Genomic DNA, 18,259 nt, shown 5'->3' with positions numbered 1-18,259 from the left:
AATCCTCATTTATTATGAAGTTACTTAGCTCCCTCTTATTTGCTGGGCTTTTCCTTTTTGCGGGCGTAGTTATGGCGCAAGATGAAACAGAGTCTCAAAAGCGCGACCCCGGACATTACAATACAAACCGTTTTAAACAACTTTACGAAGAGTTTTCTACTCCCAATATGTTTCGTACGGCAAGTGGCGCGCCCGGACCCAATTACTACCAACAGCAAGCAGATTATGTAATGGACATTGCCTTGGATGATAAAAACAAAAAAATTACAGGTTTTGAAACCATTACCTATACCAATAATTCTCCAGATCAGTTAGAATATCTCTGGGTTCAACTGGATCAAAACGTTAGGGCTAAAGATTCTAAATCGCCATTGATTGAGTCTTCAAGTGCGGTGCCGGCTGATATGGCGGGCAGCTTTGTAGAAAATTATATGGGCAATGCGTTTGATGGCGGCTTTAATATTTTGGAAGTAAAAGACGCAAAAGGCAATCCACTAAAACACACCATAAACCAAACGATGATGCGTGTTGATATGCCAGCCACTTTAAAACCGGGTGAAAAATTTGTGTTCTCCATTAAGTGGTGGTACAACATTAACGACCACGTGGTAAATCGCGCCCGTAGTGGGTACGAAACATTTGAAGACGGCAATCGCGGGTATGTAATTGCGCAGTTCTATCCACGCATGGCAGTGTATAACGATGTTGAAGGTTGGCAAAACAGCCAGTTTTGGGGAAGGGATGAATTTGCACTTCCCTTCGGAAATTTTGAAGTGAATATTACCGTTCCTGCAGATCATATTTTGGACGCAACGGGCGAACTTCAAAATAGAAAAGAAATATTCACTAAAGAAATGATGAGTCGTTATGAAGCGGCTCAAAAATCGTTTGACAAACCAGTGATAATTGTAACACAAGCGGAAGCCGAAGCTGCGTCAAAAAACTTTTCCACTGCAAAGAGAACTTGGAAGTTTAAAGCAGAAAATGTACGCGATTACGCCTTCGCAACCTCTCGAAAATACATTTGGGATATGATGGCTGTAAAAATGGGCAAAGGCTCTGTAATGGCTGTTTCGTTGTACCCGCCGGAATCAAATCCGCTTTGGGAAGATTGGTCCACGCGCGCTGTTGCCAGTACTTTAAAAACCTATTCGCGAATGACTTTTGATTATCCTTATCCGAAAGCAATTTCAGTAAGTGCAAAAAATCAGGGGATGGAATACCCAATGATTTGCTGGAATCACGGTCGCCCAAATAAAGACGGAAGCATTAGCGACCGCACAAAATACGGAATGATTAGCGTAATTATTCACGAGGTAGGCCACAACTATTTCCCGATGATTGTAAACAGCGACGAACGCCAATGGACCTGGATGGACGAAGGTTTAAACACCTTTACCCAATATGTCGCTGAACAGGATTTTGGTGAAGAATACCCCGAAGCTATTGCGCCCAACAAAAAATATCCGTCGCGTCGTGGCCCCGCAAAAAACATAGTGGATTATATGGCTGGCGATCAAAGCCAGTTGGCACCCATCATGTCTAAAGGCCTTAACACCTATAATTTTGGCGCAAATGCGTATGCTAAACCTGCTACTGCGCTCAATATACTTCGCGAAACTATTATGGGGCGCGAGCTTTTCGACTTCGCGTTTAAAACCTATGCAAACCGTTGGATGTTTAAGCACCCAACGCCCGAAGATTTTTTCAGAACAATGGAAGATGCTTCGGCTGTTGATTTAGATTGGTATTGGAGAGAATGGTTCTACACCACAGATTATGTAGATATTGGTGTGAAGCAAGTGAAAAAATTCTACGTTACTTCAAAAATGAATAAGGAAGTGAAAGCCATGATTGCCGCCCGTGGCATTGCCGAAAGCGACTTGCCGCCATTGGTTTACTTAATTGATGAGGAAAGTGAAGATTTTGAAGAAAGTATGCGCAATTCAAAATTAGAAGATGTTACTACCCTCAATGATTATATTATGGAAAATGTGCCAGCCGAAGACCGCGCGAAACTAAAACGTCCAAAATATTTTTACGAAGTAACTTTTGAAAAACCCGGAGGCATCCCAATGCCCATAATCGCACAATATACATATAGCGATGGCAGTACCCAGCGCGTAACTTATCCAGCAGAAATTTGGAGAAAAAATGACCAAGCCGTAGGAAAGGTTATTGCTTCGGAACAGGAAATCACCAAAATTGAAGTAGATCCCGATGAGGAAACTGCCGATATTGATACATCAAACAACAGTTGGCCAAAACACAAACAATTGGGTGCTTTTGAAAAATTCAAACAAAAAACAAAAGCAGATTAATTTTAAAACTATTAAATTCCTTCTTCAAAACTTATTGGAGAAGGAGTTTTTCTATCGTATCATTTTCAGAAAAACTCCCCACGCACCACTCATAACTCATAACTCATTAGTATATTTGCATCATGATTTCACAGGCAATTTTTCTTTTTATTAGCGGCGCCGAAATAGGGTTCATCATGTTCATGATACTTTTGGTTTTTGGAGCCGACAAAGTGCCCGAAATTGCTCGCGGACTGGGCAAAGCGATGCGGCAGGTAAAAGATGCTACCAACGATATTAAATCTGAAATCACCAAAAGTGCCGAAAAACAGGGCATGGATATAGACATTACCAAAGACGTCCAAAAACAAATTGATCAAGTTAAAGAAGACGTCGATGAGGTTACCGGGCCCATCAAAAGAAAGTTCTAAATTTTTTCTTCGTTAAGAATTTAGCCTATTACGCGCGAAATTGTCAGCCCATCCCGAATGGGTAAAATCACAGTTTCCAATTTTGGATGCTCGTTCAGCAATTTATTATAGTAAAGAAGTGCTTTTGTATCTGCATCATCTTCCTTCAAATCTTCAACTACTTTTCCGCTCCAAAGTACATTATCGCTTAAAATAACCGAACCTTTTTTTAACTTCGGAAGAATTAATTCGAAGTAGTTGGGATAGTTATTTTTATCGGCATCAATAAATACCAAATCGAAGGTTTTGTCGAGTTGCGAAATTATTTCCAAAGCATTTCCTAAATGCTGAATAATTTGTTTCCCGAAGGGAGATTCATCAAAATATTTACGTTGAAAATCGAACAATTCCTCGTTGATATCGATAGTGTGCAATTCGCCAGCTTCCCGCATTCCTTCAGCCAAACACAAGGCAGAATAACCCGTGTAAGTTCCTATTTCAAGAATATTTTTAGGCTGAATTAATTTTGAAAGCATACTCAAAACCCGACCTTGCAAATGCCCGCTCAACATTCGCGGTACGAGCACTTTTTGCCAAGTTTCACGATTCAGTTTTTGAAGTAATTCGGGCTCGGGTTGCGAATGTTTTTCAACGTAATCGTTTATTTTTTCGGGAAGAAGATTCATTTTTAAAATTTTTAGTGAATGCCGTCCATCATCTTTTTAATAACTGGCGAAATTAATATTGCAAATATACCCACAAATACACTAATTACTCCAAAACTTGAATATACAGAAACGTAGGAAAACAATTGCTGAAACACATCGCTTTGCCCAGAAGCAATTTGCGGCGTTAAACCGGTAATATATTCGGTAATTGTTCCAAAAATTCCTTGGGCAAAAACATTTACTCCACTTTCCGAAACTGTGGTTAACTTCGCAATTTTTCCTGCAAAAAAGTGCCCGTAAAAATTCGCTGAAAACCATACACCCATTATAAAAGCTACATATTTTAAAGGTGAAAGTTCCGTCATTTTTGAAAGCCCAATTGGCGAAAGAAACAATTCCCCAATGGTTAAAACCAGATATCCAATTACCAAATAACTCATTGAAGTTTTGGCAAAATCGTCAACGCTGTGAGCCGAAAGTGCAAAAACTAAAAAGCCCAGACCGAGAAAAATCAAACCCAGTCCAAATTTTACAGCTGAATTCGGATTTACTTTTTTTCGGCTTAAAAATGTCCAAAGCATTGAAAACGGAATGGCGAAGAGAATAATGAAACCTGCATTTATACTATTTGTGCCGGCGGCATCCATTCCCACTAAATTTACATTTCTATCGGCAAATAGTGTCAACGAGCTTCCTGCTTGTTCAAAGATTGCTGCAAAAAGCGTGTATAAAATGGTAAAGTAAACCGCTACAATTAATCGCTTCTTTTCTTTTGAACTGACGGTTGTAAAAATGTATCCAATATAGAAAACTAAAAATGCAGATACAAACCACACTAAATATCCTTCAAATTCATTGAAGCGAACAAGTGTTGCAAAAAACACAACTGAAATAATTGCCAGAATTACAATTAATTTCCCATTGTTTAAACCAAACCATTTTTGATCGTAAACTTGTTGATTTGGCACGTGACCTTTATTTCCGAAAACATTATTTTTCAGGCCACTTTTAAAAACCAAAAGACCCGTAACCATTCCAATTCCCGCCAAAACAAAGCCATAATGCCAGCCGTAAGTTATGGCAAACCAAGCGCATAAAAGTGGTGCAATTGCCGCACCTAAATTTATGCCGAGATAAAAAATAGTAAATCCCGAATCGCGCCGAGCATCGCCCTGCGCGTAAAGTTCGCCAACGAAAGACGAAATATTAGGTTTAAAAAATCCGTTGCCAACAATTATCAATCCCAGAGAACCATAAAAGAAAATAGGCATTTCAATGGAAAGGAAAAAGTGGCCAAACACCATTAAAACTCCGCCGAGAATTATCGCTTTTCGGTAACCTAAAATTTTATCAGCCAAAATCCCGCCAATCATTGGCGTTACATAAACCAATGACATATAAGCGGCATAGACTCCAAAAGCCATATCGTCATCGTACAATAGGTGCTTCGTCATATACAGAACCAACAAAGCGCGCATACCGTAAAAGGAAAACCGCTCCCACAATTCAGCGAAAAATAAGTAAAGAAGTCCTTTGGGGTGGCCAAAAAGTTGAGGTTGTTTTGCTTCGGAAATTATATTGCTCATAATTACATTTTTAATTTGGAGCAATGTAGAACAGTTTGTAGAAGTACCGTTTTGCTGTTTTAAATAATACTAAAAAATAGCGGAATGTGATTAATTGTGAATGCGGTTACAATGAGTTACAAAAACGCTTTATAATCTGTGTTTTCGACACTTTCAGCGAATTCTACTAGCAAGGCCTTATCGATTATAATATTATTCGGAACGATGCGTAAACGGTATTTGCTTTCGCCAATAAAAGTGAAAAGATCGCGTCTGTCCAGTTTTTCAGTATCGTTTAATTGAAGAATATCGTTTATGTTTTCAATAATTCGCGTTAAGTAGGTTTGGTTTTTTATTTCGCCACCGAGCGCTACAGGAATAGTTTGCGAGTCGCCATCAGCGTATTTTCTACGGATGGCGAATTTCAACAGATTTTTATATTGCGTGGTTTTTGAACCAAAATCGATGGTTTGCTCGTAAATGTTTTTCGTTGGAATATTTAGTTTTACTAAACTCCAATCCAGAAAATGAATTGTAATTTCGTTCGGTTTCGGGGTGCTTGCTAGCCGAATTACCCAAGTAGTTGCCAAAACCAAAAATATTGAAATCAACAAAGTCTTCGCGATTATTTTAATAAAGTTATTGCTGAAATCGGTGCCAAAGTTTAAAAATACTTCGGAAATTTGAGAAGCAAATATGAGCAGAATTACAAAAACCGAAATATAACTTATTACCTTCAAACCTCTATAAACAAAGGTTCTGTAAAAAGATATACCGAGTAAATAACAGAGAAATGCTGAAAGCAGCAAATCTGGAATGCCGCTGATGCGTATGTTGTTTACAACGTTGTATTCTTTCAGAAATAACGGTAAAAGAAAAGTGATGATAGAAGTGAAAACAATACCAATCACAATTTTTTTGATGTTTTTTTTATTGTGATAAATAAATTTAGGAGCGTAATAAAAATAAAAAAGTGCCAACAATAAAAACATATTGTTAACAATTGAAAATAAGTTTATTCCCAAATAAAATCCTTGGGTTTCGGTAAAATTGAAAACGGTTCCGCCGTAAATCCAGCAACCAGAAATCACCCAAATAAACATTGCAAAACTGAGGTAGAGCAATCCTTTATCCACTCTTTTTTGCGATTCGTCTTCTTCCAAAAGCTGGCTAAATCGCGCGCGAATATTAAACCAAAGTGCAAGCAGCAAAACCCCACCAATAAAGGAAATGCATATATGCGATAGCATATAAAATTTAGCTACCTCCGTCATTGCCCAGAATTCGGTTTACTAATTTTTTCTTTGCTGCATCGTCATCACCACAAAGCCATTGAATAACATTTTTGTCCCAAATGTCATCGCACTCCTCAGAGGTAATTATTTTTTGCTCAACCGCCAAGTCTAAAATTTTTCCGGGGTAGGAAGATTGCACTGCACTTTCCATTTCGCCTAACGGATATGGATCGTCCAAGCCCATCAATACTTGTTTGCTGCCTTGGTTTTTCACCAATAATTCCAAACCACCAGTGTCGTGTAAAAGTGTATCGAAGAAAATATTTTTGTGGCCAACCGATTTTCGCGGGTGTGTTTTCCCTTCAAAAAGATCGGGACGTCCGTCAAAACCTTGAATTCTTCGCCCTAAATTAATTTGTGCCAATTGCCCGCCGTGCGCGAAACAAGTACGCATATTCGGGTATTTGTCTGCATACCCATTTAAGGTTAAAAAGTGATAAGCATCTGCACATTGTGCAAGCATCCAAATAAGGTGAAAGCGCCAAGCGGTGTTCTCAAGTTTTATGAATTTTTCGCCATCGTAGGGATGGATTTCAACTGCCAAATTATATTTTGAAGCCATTTCAAAAATAGGCTCATTTTCTTCGTCAAAAATACACCGCCAAGTTCCAATAGTGTCCATATAGTGCGTTGGCAGGCACAAAAGTTGCATTCCGAGTTCTTCTACACAACGCTCCATTTCCCAAAGGGCACCGCGCACAAAACCTGGGTGTACAACGAATCCGCAGGTAAATTTTGACGGATTATCGTGTTGAACTTTTGCATTAAAATCATTCTGAAAACGTAATGCTTGTTTCATTTCTTCTACGCGCAAACCATTTCCGTAAAGTTGTGAAAGATTTAAAACTACGGCGTGATCAATTTTGAAACGCTCCATCCATTCCAATTTCTCATTTAAAAAGAAACTTGAATCTGTAACCGGACGGCTCCAATCTTTTTGAAGCATATATTTACGATCTTTATCTACCCAAAAGATGCCTTTGTCCTGCATGAATTGTGGGATTTCCTCGGGATAGGGAAGGAGGTGTGAATGGCCGTTGATGCGGAGTTTTCGTTTCATATTCATTCCCCGCGAAGGCGGGAATCTATTTAATTATTATCTATTTTATGCTAAAGTTACAAACTTTTGGTGCGTCCGCCATCCACCGGAAGATTGATGCCGTTTATGTAGCTTGCCGCTTCACTCGCTAAAAACGCTACTGCATTTGCAATCTCACCCGGCTGTGCGAAGCGTCGCGCTGGAACGAGACTTTTCATGAATTCGCTGGCCTCTTTTTCAGATTTGCCAGTGCGTTTTGCGGCGTTGCTAACAATGTCTTCCAACCTGTCCGTAGCGGTAAAGCCAGGCAAAACGTTGTTTACCGTAATTCCGAATTGCCCCAATTCATTGGCTAAAGTTTTACTCCAACTGGCAACCGCACCGCGAATGGTGTTGCTTACACCCAAACCGTCAATAGGTTGTTTCACCGAAGTTGAAATTATATTAATAATTCTGCCATAATCAGCCTCTTTCATTCCTGGAACCAGAGCCTGCGCCAAGATTTGATTGCAAACCAAATGCATTGAAAACGCCTTTTCAAACTCGTCAGTAGTTGCCGAAAAGATAGGACCGCCTTTGGGCCCGCCAGTATTGTTCACCAAAATATGGAAAGTTTTAATAGAGGCCGCCAATTCGGCCTTTTCTTTTACCTCATCGGGTTTGGTAAAATCTGCTACAAAATAGTTGTGCTTTTGGCCTTTATCGTGCGCAAGATCAATCAAGGTTTCTTTGAGTTTTTCTTCATCGCGTGCAACCAAAGACACGGTTGCTCCAAGTTTTGCCAACAAAATGGCGGTTGCTTTTCCTATTCCCGCGGTACTTCCGCAGACTAGTGCGTTTTTATTTGTTAAGTCTATGTTCATATTTTCTTGTCAGGTCGAGCGCAGTCGAGACCTATTTTAAGCATTTTAACTTTTAAGAAATCCCTCGACTGCGCTCGGAGGACATTTCTTACTGTACTCGATTTTGATTTCATTCATATTTAATACACACATTCTTCGCTTCCGTAAAAAATCGAAGAGCTTCAAAACCACCTTCACGGCCTACACCGCTGTCTTTCATACCACCAAAAGGAGTTCGTAAATCGCGGTTAAGCCACGTATTTACCCAAACTATTCCTGCTTCAATTTCTTTTGAAATACGCATCGTTCGGTTTAAATCTGAAGTCCAAAGTGTGGCAGATAAACCGTATTTAACCGAATTCGCCATTTTTAAAACTTCTTCTTCGGTTTCAAAAGGCATAATCGTTACAACAGGGCCGAAGATTTCTTCTTGGTTTACGCGGCACTGATCGTCAAAAACTTCGATAATAGTTGGTTCTAAATAATAGCCGTTTTCGAAATCTTTTACATTTACTCTATTTCCACCGAAAAGAATTTCTCCACCTTCTTTTTCGGCAATTTTAATATACGATTCTACTTTTTCTAAATGTGGTTTTGAAACCAAAGCTCCAATATTTGTTTCAGCGTCAAAAGGATTACCAACTTTTAGCGCTTTTACTTTTTCTACAAAATCTTTTTTGAATTTTTCGAAAATCGCCTTTTCAACAAAAATCCGACTTCCGCAAAGGCAGATTTGACCTTGATTTGAAAAAGAAGAACGAACGGTTACTTCCAGCATTTTTTCGTAATCGCAATCGGCAAAGATGAGGTTTGGGTTTTTCCCGCCTAATTCCAACGACAGTTTTTTAAACATTGGGGCAGCAGTACGGGTAATGTGTTCGCCAGTTTTTGTTCCGCCGGTAAAGGAAATTGCTTTTATGTTTTTATGTTCAACTATGGCTTGCCCAGCAGAAGGTCCCGTGCCGTGTACAATGTTTAAAACGCCTTTTGGCAGGCCTGCTTTGGTGCAAATTTCACCTAAAAGAAAAGCGGTCATCGGCGTAATTTCACTGGGTTTTGCAACCACTGTGTTTCCCGCTGCGATTGCTGGTGCGATTTTCCAAGTGAATAAATACAACGGTAGATTCCACGGCGAAATACAACCCACGACGCCAATTGGTTGACGAAGTGTGAAATTCATCGTGTTCAAACCGATACTTTCGTGCGCTTTACTAGAAAACTGTGTGATTGCATTAGCAAAAAAGCGAAAGTTTGAAGAGGCTCGTGGAATGTCAACTGTCAATGCCAGACTCAGGGGTTTGCCGTTGTCTTTTGCTTCGGCTTCAGCTAAATCGACCAGTTTTTCTTCAATTAAAGCTGCTATTTTTAGAAGAATTCGGCTGCGCTCGTCGATAGTTGTGTTGCTCCATTTTGGGAATGCTTCTCTTGCTGCTTGATATGCATTTTCAATGTCTTCAGCATTTGAACTTGCAATTTGCGAATACACTTCGCCATTGGAAGGATTGTAATTATCCAACCATTTTTTTGAAAGTGGTTCAAGGTATTCGCCGTTTATGTAGTTTAGGATTTTCAATTTAAAATATTTTTCAAACCTAACAGGTTTTTAGACTATTATTCGTTTGCGATTGGAAAATAGGCCATTGCTTTAATCTCAACAACCAAATGTGGGTGCGGCAATTGATGTACGGCAACCGTGGTTCGGGCCGGTCCCGTTTCCTTATTAAAATATTCGGCATAAACCTGATTGTACCCGCCAAAGTCGTTCATATTTACCAGAAAGGTGGTAACATCAACCACATCTGCCATTGTTGCTCCCTCTGTGGCGAGGTAGTCTTTTATATTTTCTAGTACGGCACGGGTTTGTTCTTTAATGTCGAAATACATCGTGCCCATTTCGTCAATTTTATTAACGCCGGCAAAGGTGTTGTCGGGCAAACGCGAACTTGTGCCACTGACAAATAAGAAATCGCCAGCGCGTTTAATGTGTGGATAGGCACCGCGTGGTGTTGCTTTTCCTTCTACTAAATTCCCGTGAAGGCGGGAATCTTTTTCGTCTTTGCTCATAATTTTTATTTTTGGAATTTTTTAAATTATCCTGCAAGGCTTTAAAACCTAATCTTTTCAGAATAATTTTATTAATATTTTAAATAATCGGCCTTTTCATTAGCGTTTAAAATCACTTCAGTTTGAGTTTTTACGGCTTCCAGTTTTTCCTTTAAAGGCATAGTTTCAGGCAGTTTTCCGTCGTGCAGCAATCCTAAAATAGCTTTGTCTTGGGCTCTGCCGCGTTTTTTTGCTTCGGAATACGGAATTGATTCATTAAAGGTAACCAAAGAATATTTACTGTAATACTCTTCCGGGAATTCTGTTTCAAAAGCAGTTTCAAGCTTTCTTTTTTTCTGAAATAACTCCATTCCCGTATGCGCTTTCATTTCGTCAAAATTATCAACAGCCAACTCGCCAATGGCATCTGCATCTTTTTTACGCACTTTTTCATAGTCGTCAAAAATGGTTTCCCACGAGGTTTTTCCTGAAAGTAAATTGTCTTTATATTGATTTAAAACTTCGTCAAAAACAGCTACATCTTCAAAACTAGCATTCATCCCTTGGCCGTAAAAAGGAACCATTGCGTGTGCGGCATCGCCCATCAATAATATTTTTCCGAAGCGGTGCCAGGGATCGCATTTTACAGTGCCCATGGCGCCCACAGGATTGTTGAAGAATACTTCGGTCAAGTTTGGAATTAGTTCCAAAACATCGGGAAACTCTTTTTTGAAATACTCCTCAACCTTTTGTGGGGTAGTAAGATTTTCAAAACAATAATCACTATCCTTATACGGAAGAAACAGTGTTACAGTAAAACTACCGTTTAAATTTGGTAACGCAATGAGCATATCCTCGCCACGTGGCCAAATGTGAAGCGCATTTTTATAGGTTCTGTAACCGTTGTTTTCGGTGGCAGGAATTTCAAGTTCTTTGTAGCCGTGCCCCAGCCATTGTTGCGAAATATTCAGCAGAAAATCTTTGTCGTTAATCATACTCGCTCTAACTGCCGAGCCCGCGCCGTCGGTGCCGAAAATAACATCTGCTTTATAAGTGGTTTCGTCACCCGATTCAAAATCTTCAAAGGTTGCTGAAGGAGTTTCATAATTAACTTCTTTGCAAGTTTGGTTGAAAATTATTTTCAGATTAGGCATTTTTTCAGCTTCATTTAATAAAAGCATATTTAGTCCGGGGCGCGAAACGGAGTTTATATATTCGTCCTTTCTGCCGCTGTACGGGCTCAGAAATGTTTTACCGGACTTTTCGTGAATCATCCGCCCCGTCATTGGAATTAGAAGTTCTTTGGCAGCTTCTTCCACACCTGCCAAACGCAAACCACGTAAGCCGCGATCGCTGAGTGCTAAGTTTATAGATCTACCTGCATCTAAAGTTACTTTTCGCAAATCTGGCCTTTTTTCAACAAGGGTTATATTGAAGCCGTGTTGTGCCAAACGCAATGCGAGAAGGCTTCCGCAGAGGCCGGCACCGATGATTAGTATGTTTTGGTTTTTGCTCATCTTTAATTTGTCGGGTCGAGCGCAGTCGAGACCTTTTATTCACAGTTTTGTTGAAGCTTGACCCCACGACTGCACTCGGGGAGACATTTTAGGTTATTTCAAAACTTCTTTTAATTTTTCTGAAAACATAAACACATCTTCAAAACTATTGTAAAGTGGAGCAGGGGCAATGCGAATTACGTCTGGTTCGCGCCAGTCGCTAATTACGCCAGCTTCAGTAAGTTTTGTGTGTAAACTTTTATCGGCACTTTTCACCTGAATTGAAAGTTGACAGCCGCGTTCTTCAGGATTTCGCGGTGTTATAATTTTAATAGCATCATTATTCATTTCATCCATCAAAAACTCTAAAAAGCCAGTTAGCTTTTCAGATTTCTTCCGAAGGTTTTCAAAACCCGCTTCGGCAAAAGTATCCAACGACGCGCGAATGGCAGCCATTGATAGTATTGGTGGATTGCTGAGTTGCCAACCTTCGGCACCGGGAAGCGCGTCAAAATCTTGGCGCATATTAAAACGTGTTCTTTTATTGTGGCCCCACCAGCCCGCAAAACGATTTAGGTTTTCGTTGTTTGCGTGGCGTTCGTGAACAAAACAACCGCCTAAACTTCCTGGGCCGCTATTTAAATATTTGTACGTACACCAAACAGCGAAATCTGCGCCCGTTTCGCGAAGGTTGGGTTGAATATTTCCCGCCCCGTGTGCCAAATCGAAACCAACCAAACAATCGTATTTATGACCCAGCTCGGTAATTTTTTTCAACGGAAAAGATTGACCCGTGTAATAATTGGTGCTGCCAATCATTAGCAAAGCAATTTCGTTTCCGTGGGTTTTCATTATTTCTTCCAAATCTTCAAAACGGCAGAGTTCTTCACCAGCTCGAGGTTTCCATAGAATTAGCCCATCCTTTGGATCAATGCCATGAAACTTCAACTGGCTTTCAACTGCGTATTTATCAGAAGGAAAAGCATCGCTTTCAACTACAATTTTATATTTGGTTTTTATGGGTTGAAAAAACGAAACCATCATTAAATGAAGATTGGTCGTTAACGTATTCATCACAACTACTTCCGAAGGTTTTGCACCAACAATTTTGGCCATATTTTCAGTGAGAAATTCGTGATACGGCAACCAGGGGTGTTTTCCTTCTACGTGACCTTCAACACCAAGGTTTGCCCAATCTGCGAGTTCTTCTTTTATATATTCCGAAGTAATTTTGGGCTGCAAACCAAGCGAGTTACCGCAGAGGTAAATTAGTGGTTCACCCCCGTCATTTTTTGGAATGTGAAATTTATTTCTAAAGGAAGCCAAAGCATCTTCGGCGTCTTGTTTTTTTGCGTATTCTAAAGAGTTTTGGAACATTTGGATACGTTGATTTTTATCGACTTTTACAAAAATAGGAATTAATTTTCAGTTTCTTTTTTTACTGAAATGTTGGTAAAATATAGCTTAAAATTGCCAGTACTATCTTTATGCATCGTCGCGATTTCAAGGCCATTGTAGTTTTTATAATCTTCCCAAGTGATAGTCATAGTAGGTTTTTCGGCGTTTGCTTTTCTGTAATTCCACTCTTTTATTTTGAAATTTTTATCGTAAAAAAAATCGTAAGCATCGCCGGGAGTATAACCGCCTTCGTCGCCGTAAACAATAGTTAATTGGTTAAGCGTGTCTTTTGAAATTGGAGCAGGAACATTTTCTTTTTCAGAAAAAGAAATTCCCTCATCCCAAACTAGTTGAAACGGTGCCAATAGCCAATATTTGTCGTTTATAAAAGCTGCGTCGGTTTTTTTAATTAGGCTATCCATTTTTGAGCGATTATAGCGCAGCGTATCTTTTAAAGAAATCATTTGTACATTGCCCGTTTTTGGTTTCCAAATCCAAGCGCGCTCAAAATGACTGTCGCCGCGATCTACATTAAAAGTGAAAGCCATATCTGAAACATCTTTCCAATCTTGAAAACCGTTGGCATTTGCAATTTTATGCCTAATATCTATATTTTGAAGCGAATCATTCTCCAGTACTACATCATTTAAAGTGGCATTTTCTGAAGTTTTTTGGTTGTTATTGCAGCTTACCATCGCTAACGCTGAAAATAACAGAATATAAGTAAATTTCATAGAGTGAAATGTTTTATGTAAAAGTAAGGAATACTTTTGGCTTTCAATTTTTTTGTATTTTTAATGTTTATAAACAATAAACTCTATCTGGAATGCGTGTGATTGATAATAAAGAACTGAATCGGTATGAAGCCGAAGTGGATGGCCATAAAGCCATTATTGAATATTCTGTAAAACCTGGCGTTTTATCGCTAAATCATACAGAGGTTCCCAAAGAACTGAGCGGTCAAGGGGTTGCGAGCGAAATGACCGAAATGGTCTTGTTAGAAATTGAGTTAAGAGGGTTAAAAGTTGTTCCCCGTTGTCCCTTTATAAAGAAATACATTGAAAAACACCCCGAATGGAAATCGATTGTTGCGAAGTAGCCGAAAAAATAAAACCCTTTCAAAAAAATATTGAAAGGGTTTTCTATTATAGAATTTTACAAAGTTTAATCTACTGCATCCTCTATATCGTCGGCTACGTCTTCAATTTCGTCTCCAACGGTTTTGTTTTCCCGACAGCTTACAAAGCTAGTGCTCATTAAGCCTACTGCGAATAAAATTAAAAATACTTTTTTCATAATTAGTTTTGATGTTTAAGGTTAGTGATTTTTTTTAAAATTAAGGTCGGCGTCCAGTTGCCAATCGATATAAAATACCGATAATTGCTAAGACCAATAAAATGTGAATTAGGCTTCCTACAGCTTCTCCAAATCCGAAGAAACCTATTAGCCAACCTAAAATTAGGAGTACTACAATTAACCAAATGATATCGCCCATGATGTTAGTTTTTAATGTTAATAAATTTAAAACTACAACAAAAGCTATCATTTCTAATAAAATTTAACCGATGTTTAACGAAAATTGCAAAATAATACCAAAAGCGTTAACGATTGTGTTTTCTGTGTTATTGGTTGTTGCTTTTTCTAAAAATTAATAGTGTGGAACATTTTGAAAAATTTGAAACCAATAGAAAAACGTGGAATAGTAAAGTCGCTATCCACGCAGAAAGTGATTTTTACGATTTAGATAATTTCAAAAATGGTAAATCCTCATTAAATAAATATGAAGTGGACGCTTTGGGAAATATTGCAGGCAAGAATATTTTACATCTGCAGTGTCATTTCGGGCAAGATACGTTGAGTTTGCAGCGGTTGGGAGCCAAATGCACCGGGGTCGATATTTCAGATGAAGGCATAAAGTTGGCGAAACAATTAAATTCAGAATTGAAACTGGACGCAAATTTTGTTTGTTGCAATGTTTTAAATACTTCGGAAAATATTTCGGAAAAATTCGATATTGTTTTTACCAGCTACGGTACTATTGGCTGGTTGCCTGATTTAAAACCGTGGGCAAAAATGATTTCAGAAAGATTAAAGCCCGGTGGTTTTTTCTACATCGTAGAATTCCACCCCATTGCTTGGATGTTTGATTATACCGTTTCGCCTCCAGTTATGAAATACGGCTATCAACAAAAGAAATTCATTTATGAAGAATACGAAGGAACTTATGCCGAAAAAAACTCAAAAATGATAAGCAAAGAATACGGGTGGAACCACAGTTTGGGTGAAGTAATTACATCGCTTTCGGAAGCTGGACTTCACATAGAATTTTTAAACGAACACGATGCTTCTCCCTATGACGTTTTTCCCGGATTGATAAAAAACAGGGGAGGAATGTATGAATTGCAGAATAAACTGTACCCTTTAATTTTTGAAGTAAAAGCAATAAAAAAATCCACAAATTAAAGTTGTGGATTTTTAAAATGAAATGTTGTACAAAATTTAGTGAGCTGCGTCTTTCTTTAATAGCTCTGGCATTTTTTTCTTAAACTTATTCAATCGGGGAATCGAAACATTTTGAATGTATGGATTTCCAGGATTATTACGCTCGTAATTTTGGTGATAGGCTTCCGCTTTCCAAAATTTTTGAAACGGTAAAACTTGGGCAGCCACTTTATCTCCGCCTAAATCCTTGTTTAATGCGGCTATTTTTTGGTCAATTATTTTCTTTTCAGTATTGTTTTGATAAAAAATTATGGAGCGATATGATGCTCCGCGATCTGGGCCTTGACCGTTAATTTGAGTTACGTTTTGGGATGCAAAATACACATCTACCAACTGGTTAAAACTTACAATTTCTGGGTTGTAAATAACTTCTACCGCTTCGGCGTGGTCTGCGTGATTTTCGTAAGTTGGGTTTTTAGTTTGCCCACCACTATAGCCCGATACAGCTTCTTTAACGCCATTAACACTTTCGTAAATTGCCTCAACGCACCAAAAACAACCACTAGCAAAATATGCTTTTTTTAGACCGTCAACAGTTTCAGTTTGCACTGGCATTTGTTCTTTTTGGGCAATTGCCTCTGCTTGTTTTTGATTTTCATTAGAGGGTTTACAGGCACCCTGCAACGAAATAAAGAAAATACTTGCAATTATTACCGTTATCTTTTTCATGTATTTGATTTTTTTGATAATTGGTCTTCGATGTATTAAAAACCTTGCAATTAATGTACAAAAAAAGCCCTCACTTTATGTGAAGGCTTTGTTATATTAATTTTGTCTGCTTATTTTAGTTTGGTAAACATTGCTTCCATTTTCTCGCGTTCTTCATTCGCGAGGTCTGGATCTACCAAAATACGACCACTATGCTCGTCTGTAATAATTTTTTTACGGCCAGCAATTTCCATTTGCACCTGTGGTGGAATGGTAAAGAAAGAACCGCCAGATGCTCCGCGTTCAACAGGCACAACAGCCAAACCATTTTTTACATTAGCACGAATTCGTTTGTATGCTTTTATAAGTCTGGCTTCTATTTGCTTTTCAAAAGCTTCAGATTGCTTTATAAGCGATTGTTCTTCTTTTTCAGTTTCTTTTAAAATTTCGTCAAGCTCGTTTTGCTTGTGTTTCAAATGTTCAGACCGCTCGTTAAAGCGAGCTTTTGTGTCTTCAATAACTTGACTTTTTTGCTCGATTTGTGCGCGAAATTCTTTTATGTTTTTTTCTGCAAGTTGAATTTCTAATTCCTGAAATTCAATTTCCTTTGTTAAGGAATTGTACTCACGATTGTTGCGAACATTATCTTGCTGAGAGGCGTATTTTTTGATGAGTGACTTAGACTCTTCAATATTGTTCTTCTTCTCCTTAATTTGATCTTCAATTACTTCAAGATCGGCATTTAGTTTTTCTAAACGAGTGTTCATGCCGGCTACTTCGTCTTCAAGATCTTCAACTTCTAAAGGAAGCTCGCCACGAACATTTCTAATTTCATCTATTCTTGAATCAATAAGTTGAAGGTCGTATAATGCTCTTAACTTCTCTTCAACAGTAACTTCGGTTTTTGTTGCCATAAATTATAAATAGCTAATAGGATTGGTATTTATTTGTGATAAAAGGACTGCAAAATTAGTCATTTTTTTCTTAAGGAAAGAATGTATGAGGTCTTTTGTGAATTGTTCGCTTTCATAATGCCCAATATCTGCCAAAAGTAGCGTGTTTTCTGCCTTAAAGAAATCATGGTATTTAAAATCTGCCGAAATAAAGACGTCTGCTCCAGCATTTTTAGCAGCTTCAATTGCAAAACTTCCGCTGCCGCCTAGCACAGCAACCCGTTTTATTTGCTTTTGAAGTAGTGCAGAATGCCGCACACATTCTGTTGCCATTGTGGTTTTTAGAAATTGCAAAAATTCGGTTTCATTCATTGCATTTTCAAGTTCACCAACCATTCCCATGCCTAGATTTTGGTTTGGATTTTCAAGTGTAGTTACTTCGTAAGCTACTTCTTCATATGGGTGTGCTTCAAAAAGAGCTTTTAAGATATTATTTTGAAGGTGTTTTGCAAAGGTAATTCCAATCTGCGTTTCTTCTTCAAAATGAATTTCACCTTTTTTGCCAATTACGGGGTTCGCGGCTTCGTTCCCTTTAAAGCTGCCGTTTCCTTTAATATTGAAACTGCAATTTTCGTAATTGCCAATATTGCCGCCTCCTGCTTCAAACAATGCGTTTCGTACATTTTCTGCGTCTTTTGACGGCACAAAAGTGATAAGCTTTTTTATGCTGCTATTTTGTGGAATCAATATCTTTCTATTAATAATTCCGAGTTTTTCACAAATCATTGCGTTTACGCCATTCCACGAATTATCGAGCGCAGTATGGTTAGAAAATATGGCGATATCGTTTTTTATGGCCTTTTGTACTACGCGTTCAACATAGGTTTTTCCGGTAATTTTTTTCAATCCCGAAAAAATTATGGGATGAAAACTCACAATAAGGTTACAGTTTTTTTCAATTGCTTCATCCACCACATTTTCTAAAGTGTCTAATGTAACCAACACGCCTGTGATTGTTGCATTTGCATCGCCAACTAAAAGGCCGGTATTGTCAAAACCTTCAGAATAGGAGAGCGGAGCGAGTTTCTCGAGGAGCGAAATAACTTCCTTTATCTTCATTTTTTTAATTTTAGTAAAGATAGTAGTTTAAATAATTTTTT

The 18,259-nt window shown here is 38.5% G+C and carries 19 protein-coding genes; 4 read left to right on the top strand and 15 right to left on the bottom strand.

What is annotated here, in order from left to right; translation table 11 throughout:
• The first annotated feature begins 14 nt into the window (after positions 1–14).
• Together K8089_RS03955 and K8089_RS03950 are read left to right on the top strand one after the other, a co-directional pair.
• Positions 15–2,321, top strand: coding sequence for a M1 family metallopeptidase (locus tag K8089_RS03955; protein WP_237601982.1), 2,307 nt, complete (start codon positions 15–17; stop codon positions 2,319–2,321).
• A 122-nt stretch (positions 2,322–2,443) separates the two neighbouring features.
• On the top strand, positions 2,444–2,731 hold the full coding sequence (locus K8089_RS03950; protein ID WP_237601981.1) for a twin-arginine translocase TatA/TatE family subunit: 288 nt from the start codon (positions 2,444–2,446) through the stop codon (positions 2,729–2,731).
• Positions 2,732–2,751: 20 nt separating this feature from the next.
• Here K8089_RS03950 and K8089_RS03945 read toward each other — a convergent pair whose 3' ends face one another.
• From K8089_RS03945 to K8089_RS03900, 10 genes are all read right to left on the bottom strand, one after another.
• A complete protein-coding gene (locus K8089_RS03945; RefSeq protein ID WP_237601980.1) occupies positions 2,752–3,396 on the bottom strand; it encodes an O-methyltransferase in 645 nt (214 codons plus the stop codon).
• An 11-nt stretch (positions 3,397–3,407) separates the two neighbouring features.
• Complete coding sequence (locus K8089_RS03940) at positions 3,408–4,964, bottom strand: peptide MFS transporter (RefSeq protein WP_237601979.1); 1,557 nt, start codon at positions 4,962–4,964, stop codon at positions 3,408–3,410.
• A 116-nt stretch (positions 4,965–5,080) separates the two neighbouring features.
• On the bottom strand, positions 5,081–6,217 hold the full coding sequence (locus tag K8089_RS03935) for a hypothetical protein (RefSeq protein ID WP_237601978.1): 1,137 nt from the start codon (positions 6,215–6,217) through the stop codon (positions 5,081–5,083).
• Positions 6,201–7,298, bottom strand: a complete 1,098-nt coding sequence (locus tag K8089_RS03930) for an amidohydrolase family protein (protein WP_237601977.1) — start codon at positions 7,296–7,298, stop codon at positions 6,201–6,203. Before K8089_RS03930 ends, K8089_RS03935 begins: the two co-directional genes overlap by 17 nt.
• Before the next feature lie 56 nt (positions 7,299–7,354).
• Positions 7,355–8,140 carry an SDR family oxidoreductase gene (locus K8089_RS03925; RefSeq protein WP_237601976.1) on the bottom strand — a complete coding sequence of 262 codons (786 nt, stop codon included), beginning with the start codon at positions 8,138–8,140 and terminating at the stop codon, positions 7,355–7,357.
• 109 nt (positions 8,141–8,249) lie between these two features.
• Positions 8,250–9,692 carry an aldehyde dehydrogenase gene (locus tag K8089_RS03920; protein ID WP_237601975.1) on the bottom strand — a complete coding sequence of 481 codons (1,443 nt, stop codon included), beginning with the start codon at positions 9,690–9,692 and terminating at the stop codon, positions 8,250–8,252.
• 38 nt (positions 9,693–9,730) lie between these two features.
• A complete protein-coding gene (locus tag K8089_RS03915; protein ID WP_237601974.1) occupies positions 9,731–10,183 on the bottom strand; it encodes a RidA family protein in 453 nt (150 codons plus the stop codon).
• A gap of 71 nt (positions 10,184–10,254) precedes the next feature.
• Positions 10,255–11,679 (bottom strand): FAD-dependent oxidoreductase, encoded by a 1,425-nt coding sequence (locus K8089_RS03910; RefSeq protein WP_237601973.1) that lies wholly within the window; start codon positions 11,677–11,679, stop codon positions 10,255–10,257.
• 93 nt (positions 11,680–11,772) lie between these two features.
• The gene (kynU, locus tag K8089_RS03905) at positions 11,773–13,035 is read right to left on the bottom strand and encodes a kynureninase (protein ID WP_237601972.1); all 1,263 of its coding nucleotides are present in this window, start codon (positions 13,033–13,035) and stop codon (positions 11,773–11,775) included.
• A gap of 41 nt (positions 13,036–13,076) precedes the next feature.
• On the bottom strand, positions 13,077–13,790 hold the full coding sequence (locus K8089_RS03900) for a hypothetical protein (protein WP_237601971.1): 714 nt from the start codon (positions 13,788–13,790) through the stop codon (positions 13,077–13,079).
• A gap of 92 nt (positions 13,791–13,882) precedes the next feature.
• Between K8089_RS03900 and K8089_RS03895 the strand changes: the two genes are divergently transcribed.
• Positions 13,883–14,155: a GNAT family N-acetyltransferase gene (locus K8089_RS03895; protein WP_237601970.1), complete on the top strand. Its 273-nt coding sequence runs from the start codon at positions 13,883–13,885 to the stop codon at positions 14,153–14,155.
• Between the two features lie 65 nt (positions 14,156–14,220).
• On the opposite strand, the gene K8089_RS16510 is transcribed toward K8089_RS03895, so the two are convergent.
• Together K8089_RS16510 and K8089_RS03890 are read right to left on the bottom strand one after the other, a co-directional pair.
• Entirely contained in the window at positions 14,221–14,352 is a 132-nt protein-coding gene (locus tag K8089_RS16510; RefSeq protein WP_262913894.1) for a hypothetical protein, read from the bottom strand.
• 40 nt (positions 14,353–14,392) lie between these two features.
• Entirely contained in the window at positions 14,393–14,551 is a 159-nt protein-coding gene (locus K8089_RS03890) for a lmo0937 family membrane protein (RefSeq protein WP_237601969.1), read from the bottom strand.
• Positions 14,552–14,712: 161 nt separating this feature from the next.
• Here K8089_RS03890 and K8089_RS03885 point away from each other — a divergent pair, with 161 nt between their 5' ends.
• On the top strand, positions 14,713–15,519 hold the full coding sequence (locus K8089_RS03885) for a class I SAM-dependent methyltransferase (protein ID WP_237601968.1): 807 nt from the start codon (positions 14,713–14,715) through the stop codon (positions 15,517–15,519).
• Between the two features lie 36 nt (positions 15,520–15,555).
• Here the strand turns inward: K8089_RS03885 and msrA are convergent, their stop codons facing one another.
• The 3 genes from msrA to K8089_RS03870 all read right to left on the bottom strand — a co-directional run bounded on the left by msrA (position 15,556) and on the right by K8089_RS03870 (position 18,218).
• Entirely contained in the window at positions 15,556–16,227 is a 672-nt protein-coding gene (gene msrA, locus K8089_RS03880; RefSeq protein WP_237601967.1) for a peptide-methionine (S)-S-oxide reductase MsrA, read from the bottom strand.
• Positions 16,228–16,337: 110 nt separating this feature from the next.
• A complete protein-coding gene (locus K8089_RS03875) occupies positions 16,338–17,120 on the bottom strand; it encodes a zinc ribbon domain-containing protein (protein ID WP_237601966.1) in 783 nt (260 codons plus the stop codon).
• A gap of 3 nt (positions 17,121–17,123) precedes the next feature.
• Positions 17,124–18,218 carry a Nif3-like dinuclear metal center hexameric protein gene (locus tag K8089_RS03870; RefSeq protein ID WP_237601965.1) on the bottom strand — a complete coding sequence of 365 codons (1,095 nt, stop codon included), beginning with the start codon at positions 18,216–18,218 and terminating at the stop codon, positions 17,124–17,126.
• Between the last annotated feature and the right edge of the window lie 41 nt (positions 18,219–18,259).

It is taken from the genome of Aequorivita vitellina (genome assembly GCF_022008365.1).
Taxonomy (GTDB): Bacteria; Bacteroidota; Bacteroidia; order Flavobacteriales; family Flavobacteriaceae; genus Aequorivita; species Aequorivita vitellina.
The sequence above is the reverse complement of the archived record's forward strand: the minus strand, read 5'-3'. Positions and strand labels throughout refer to the sequence as shown.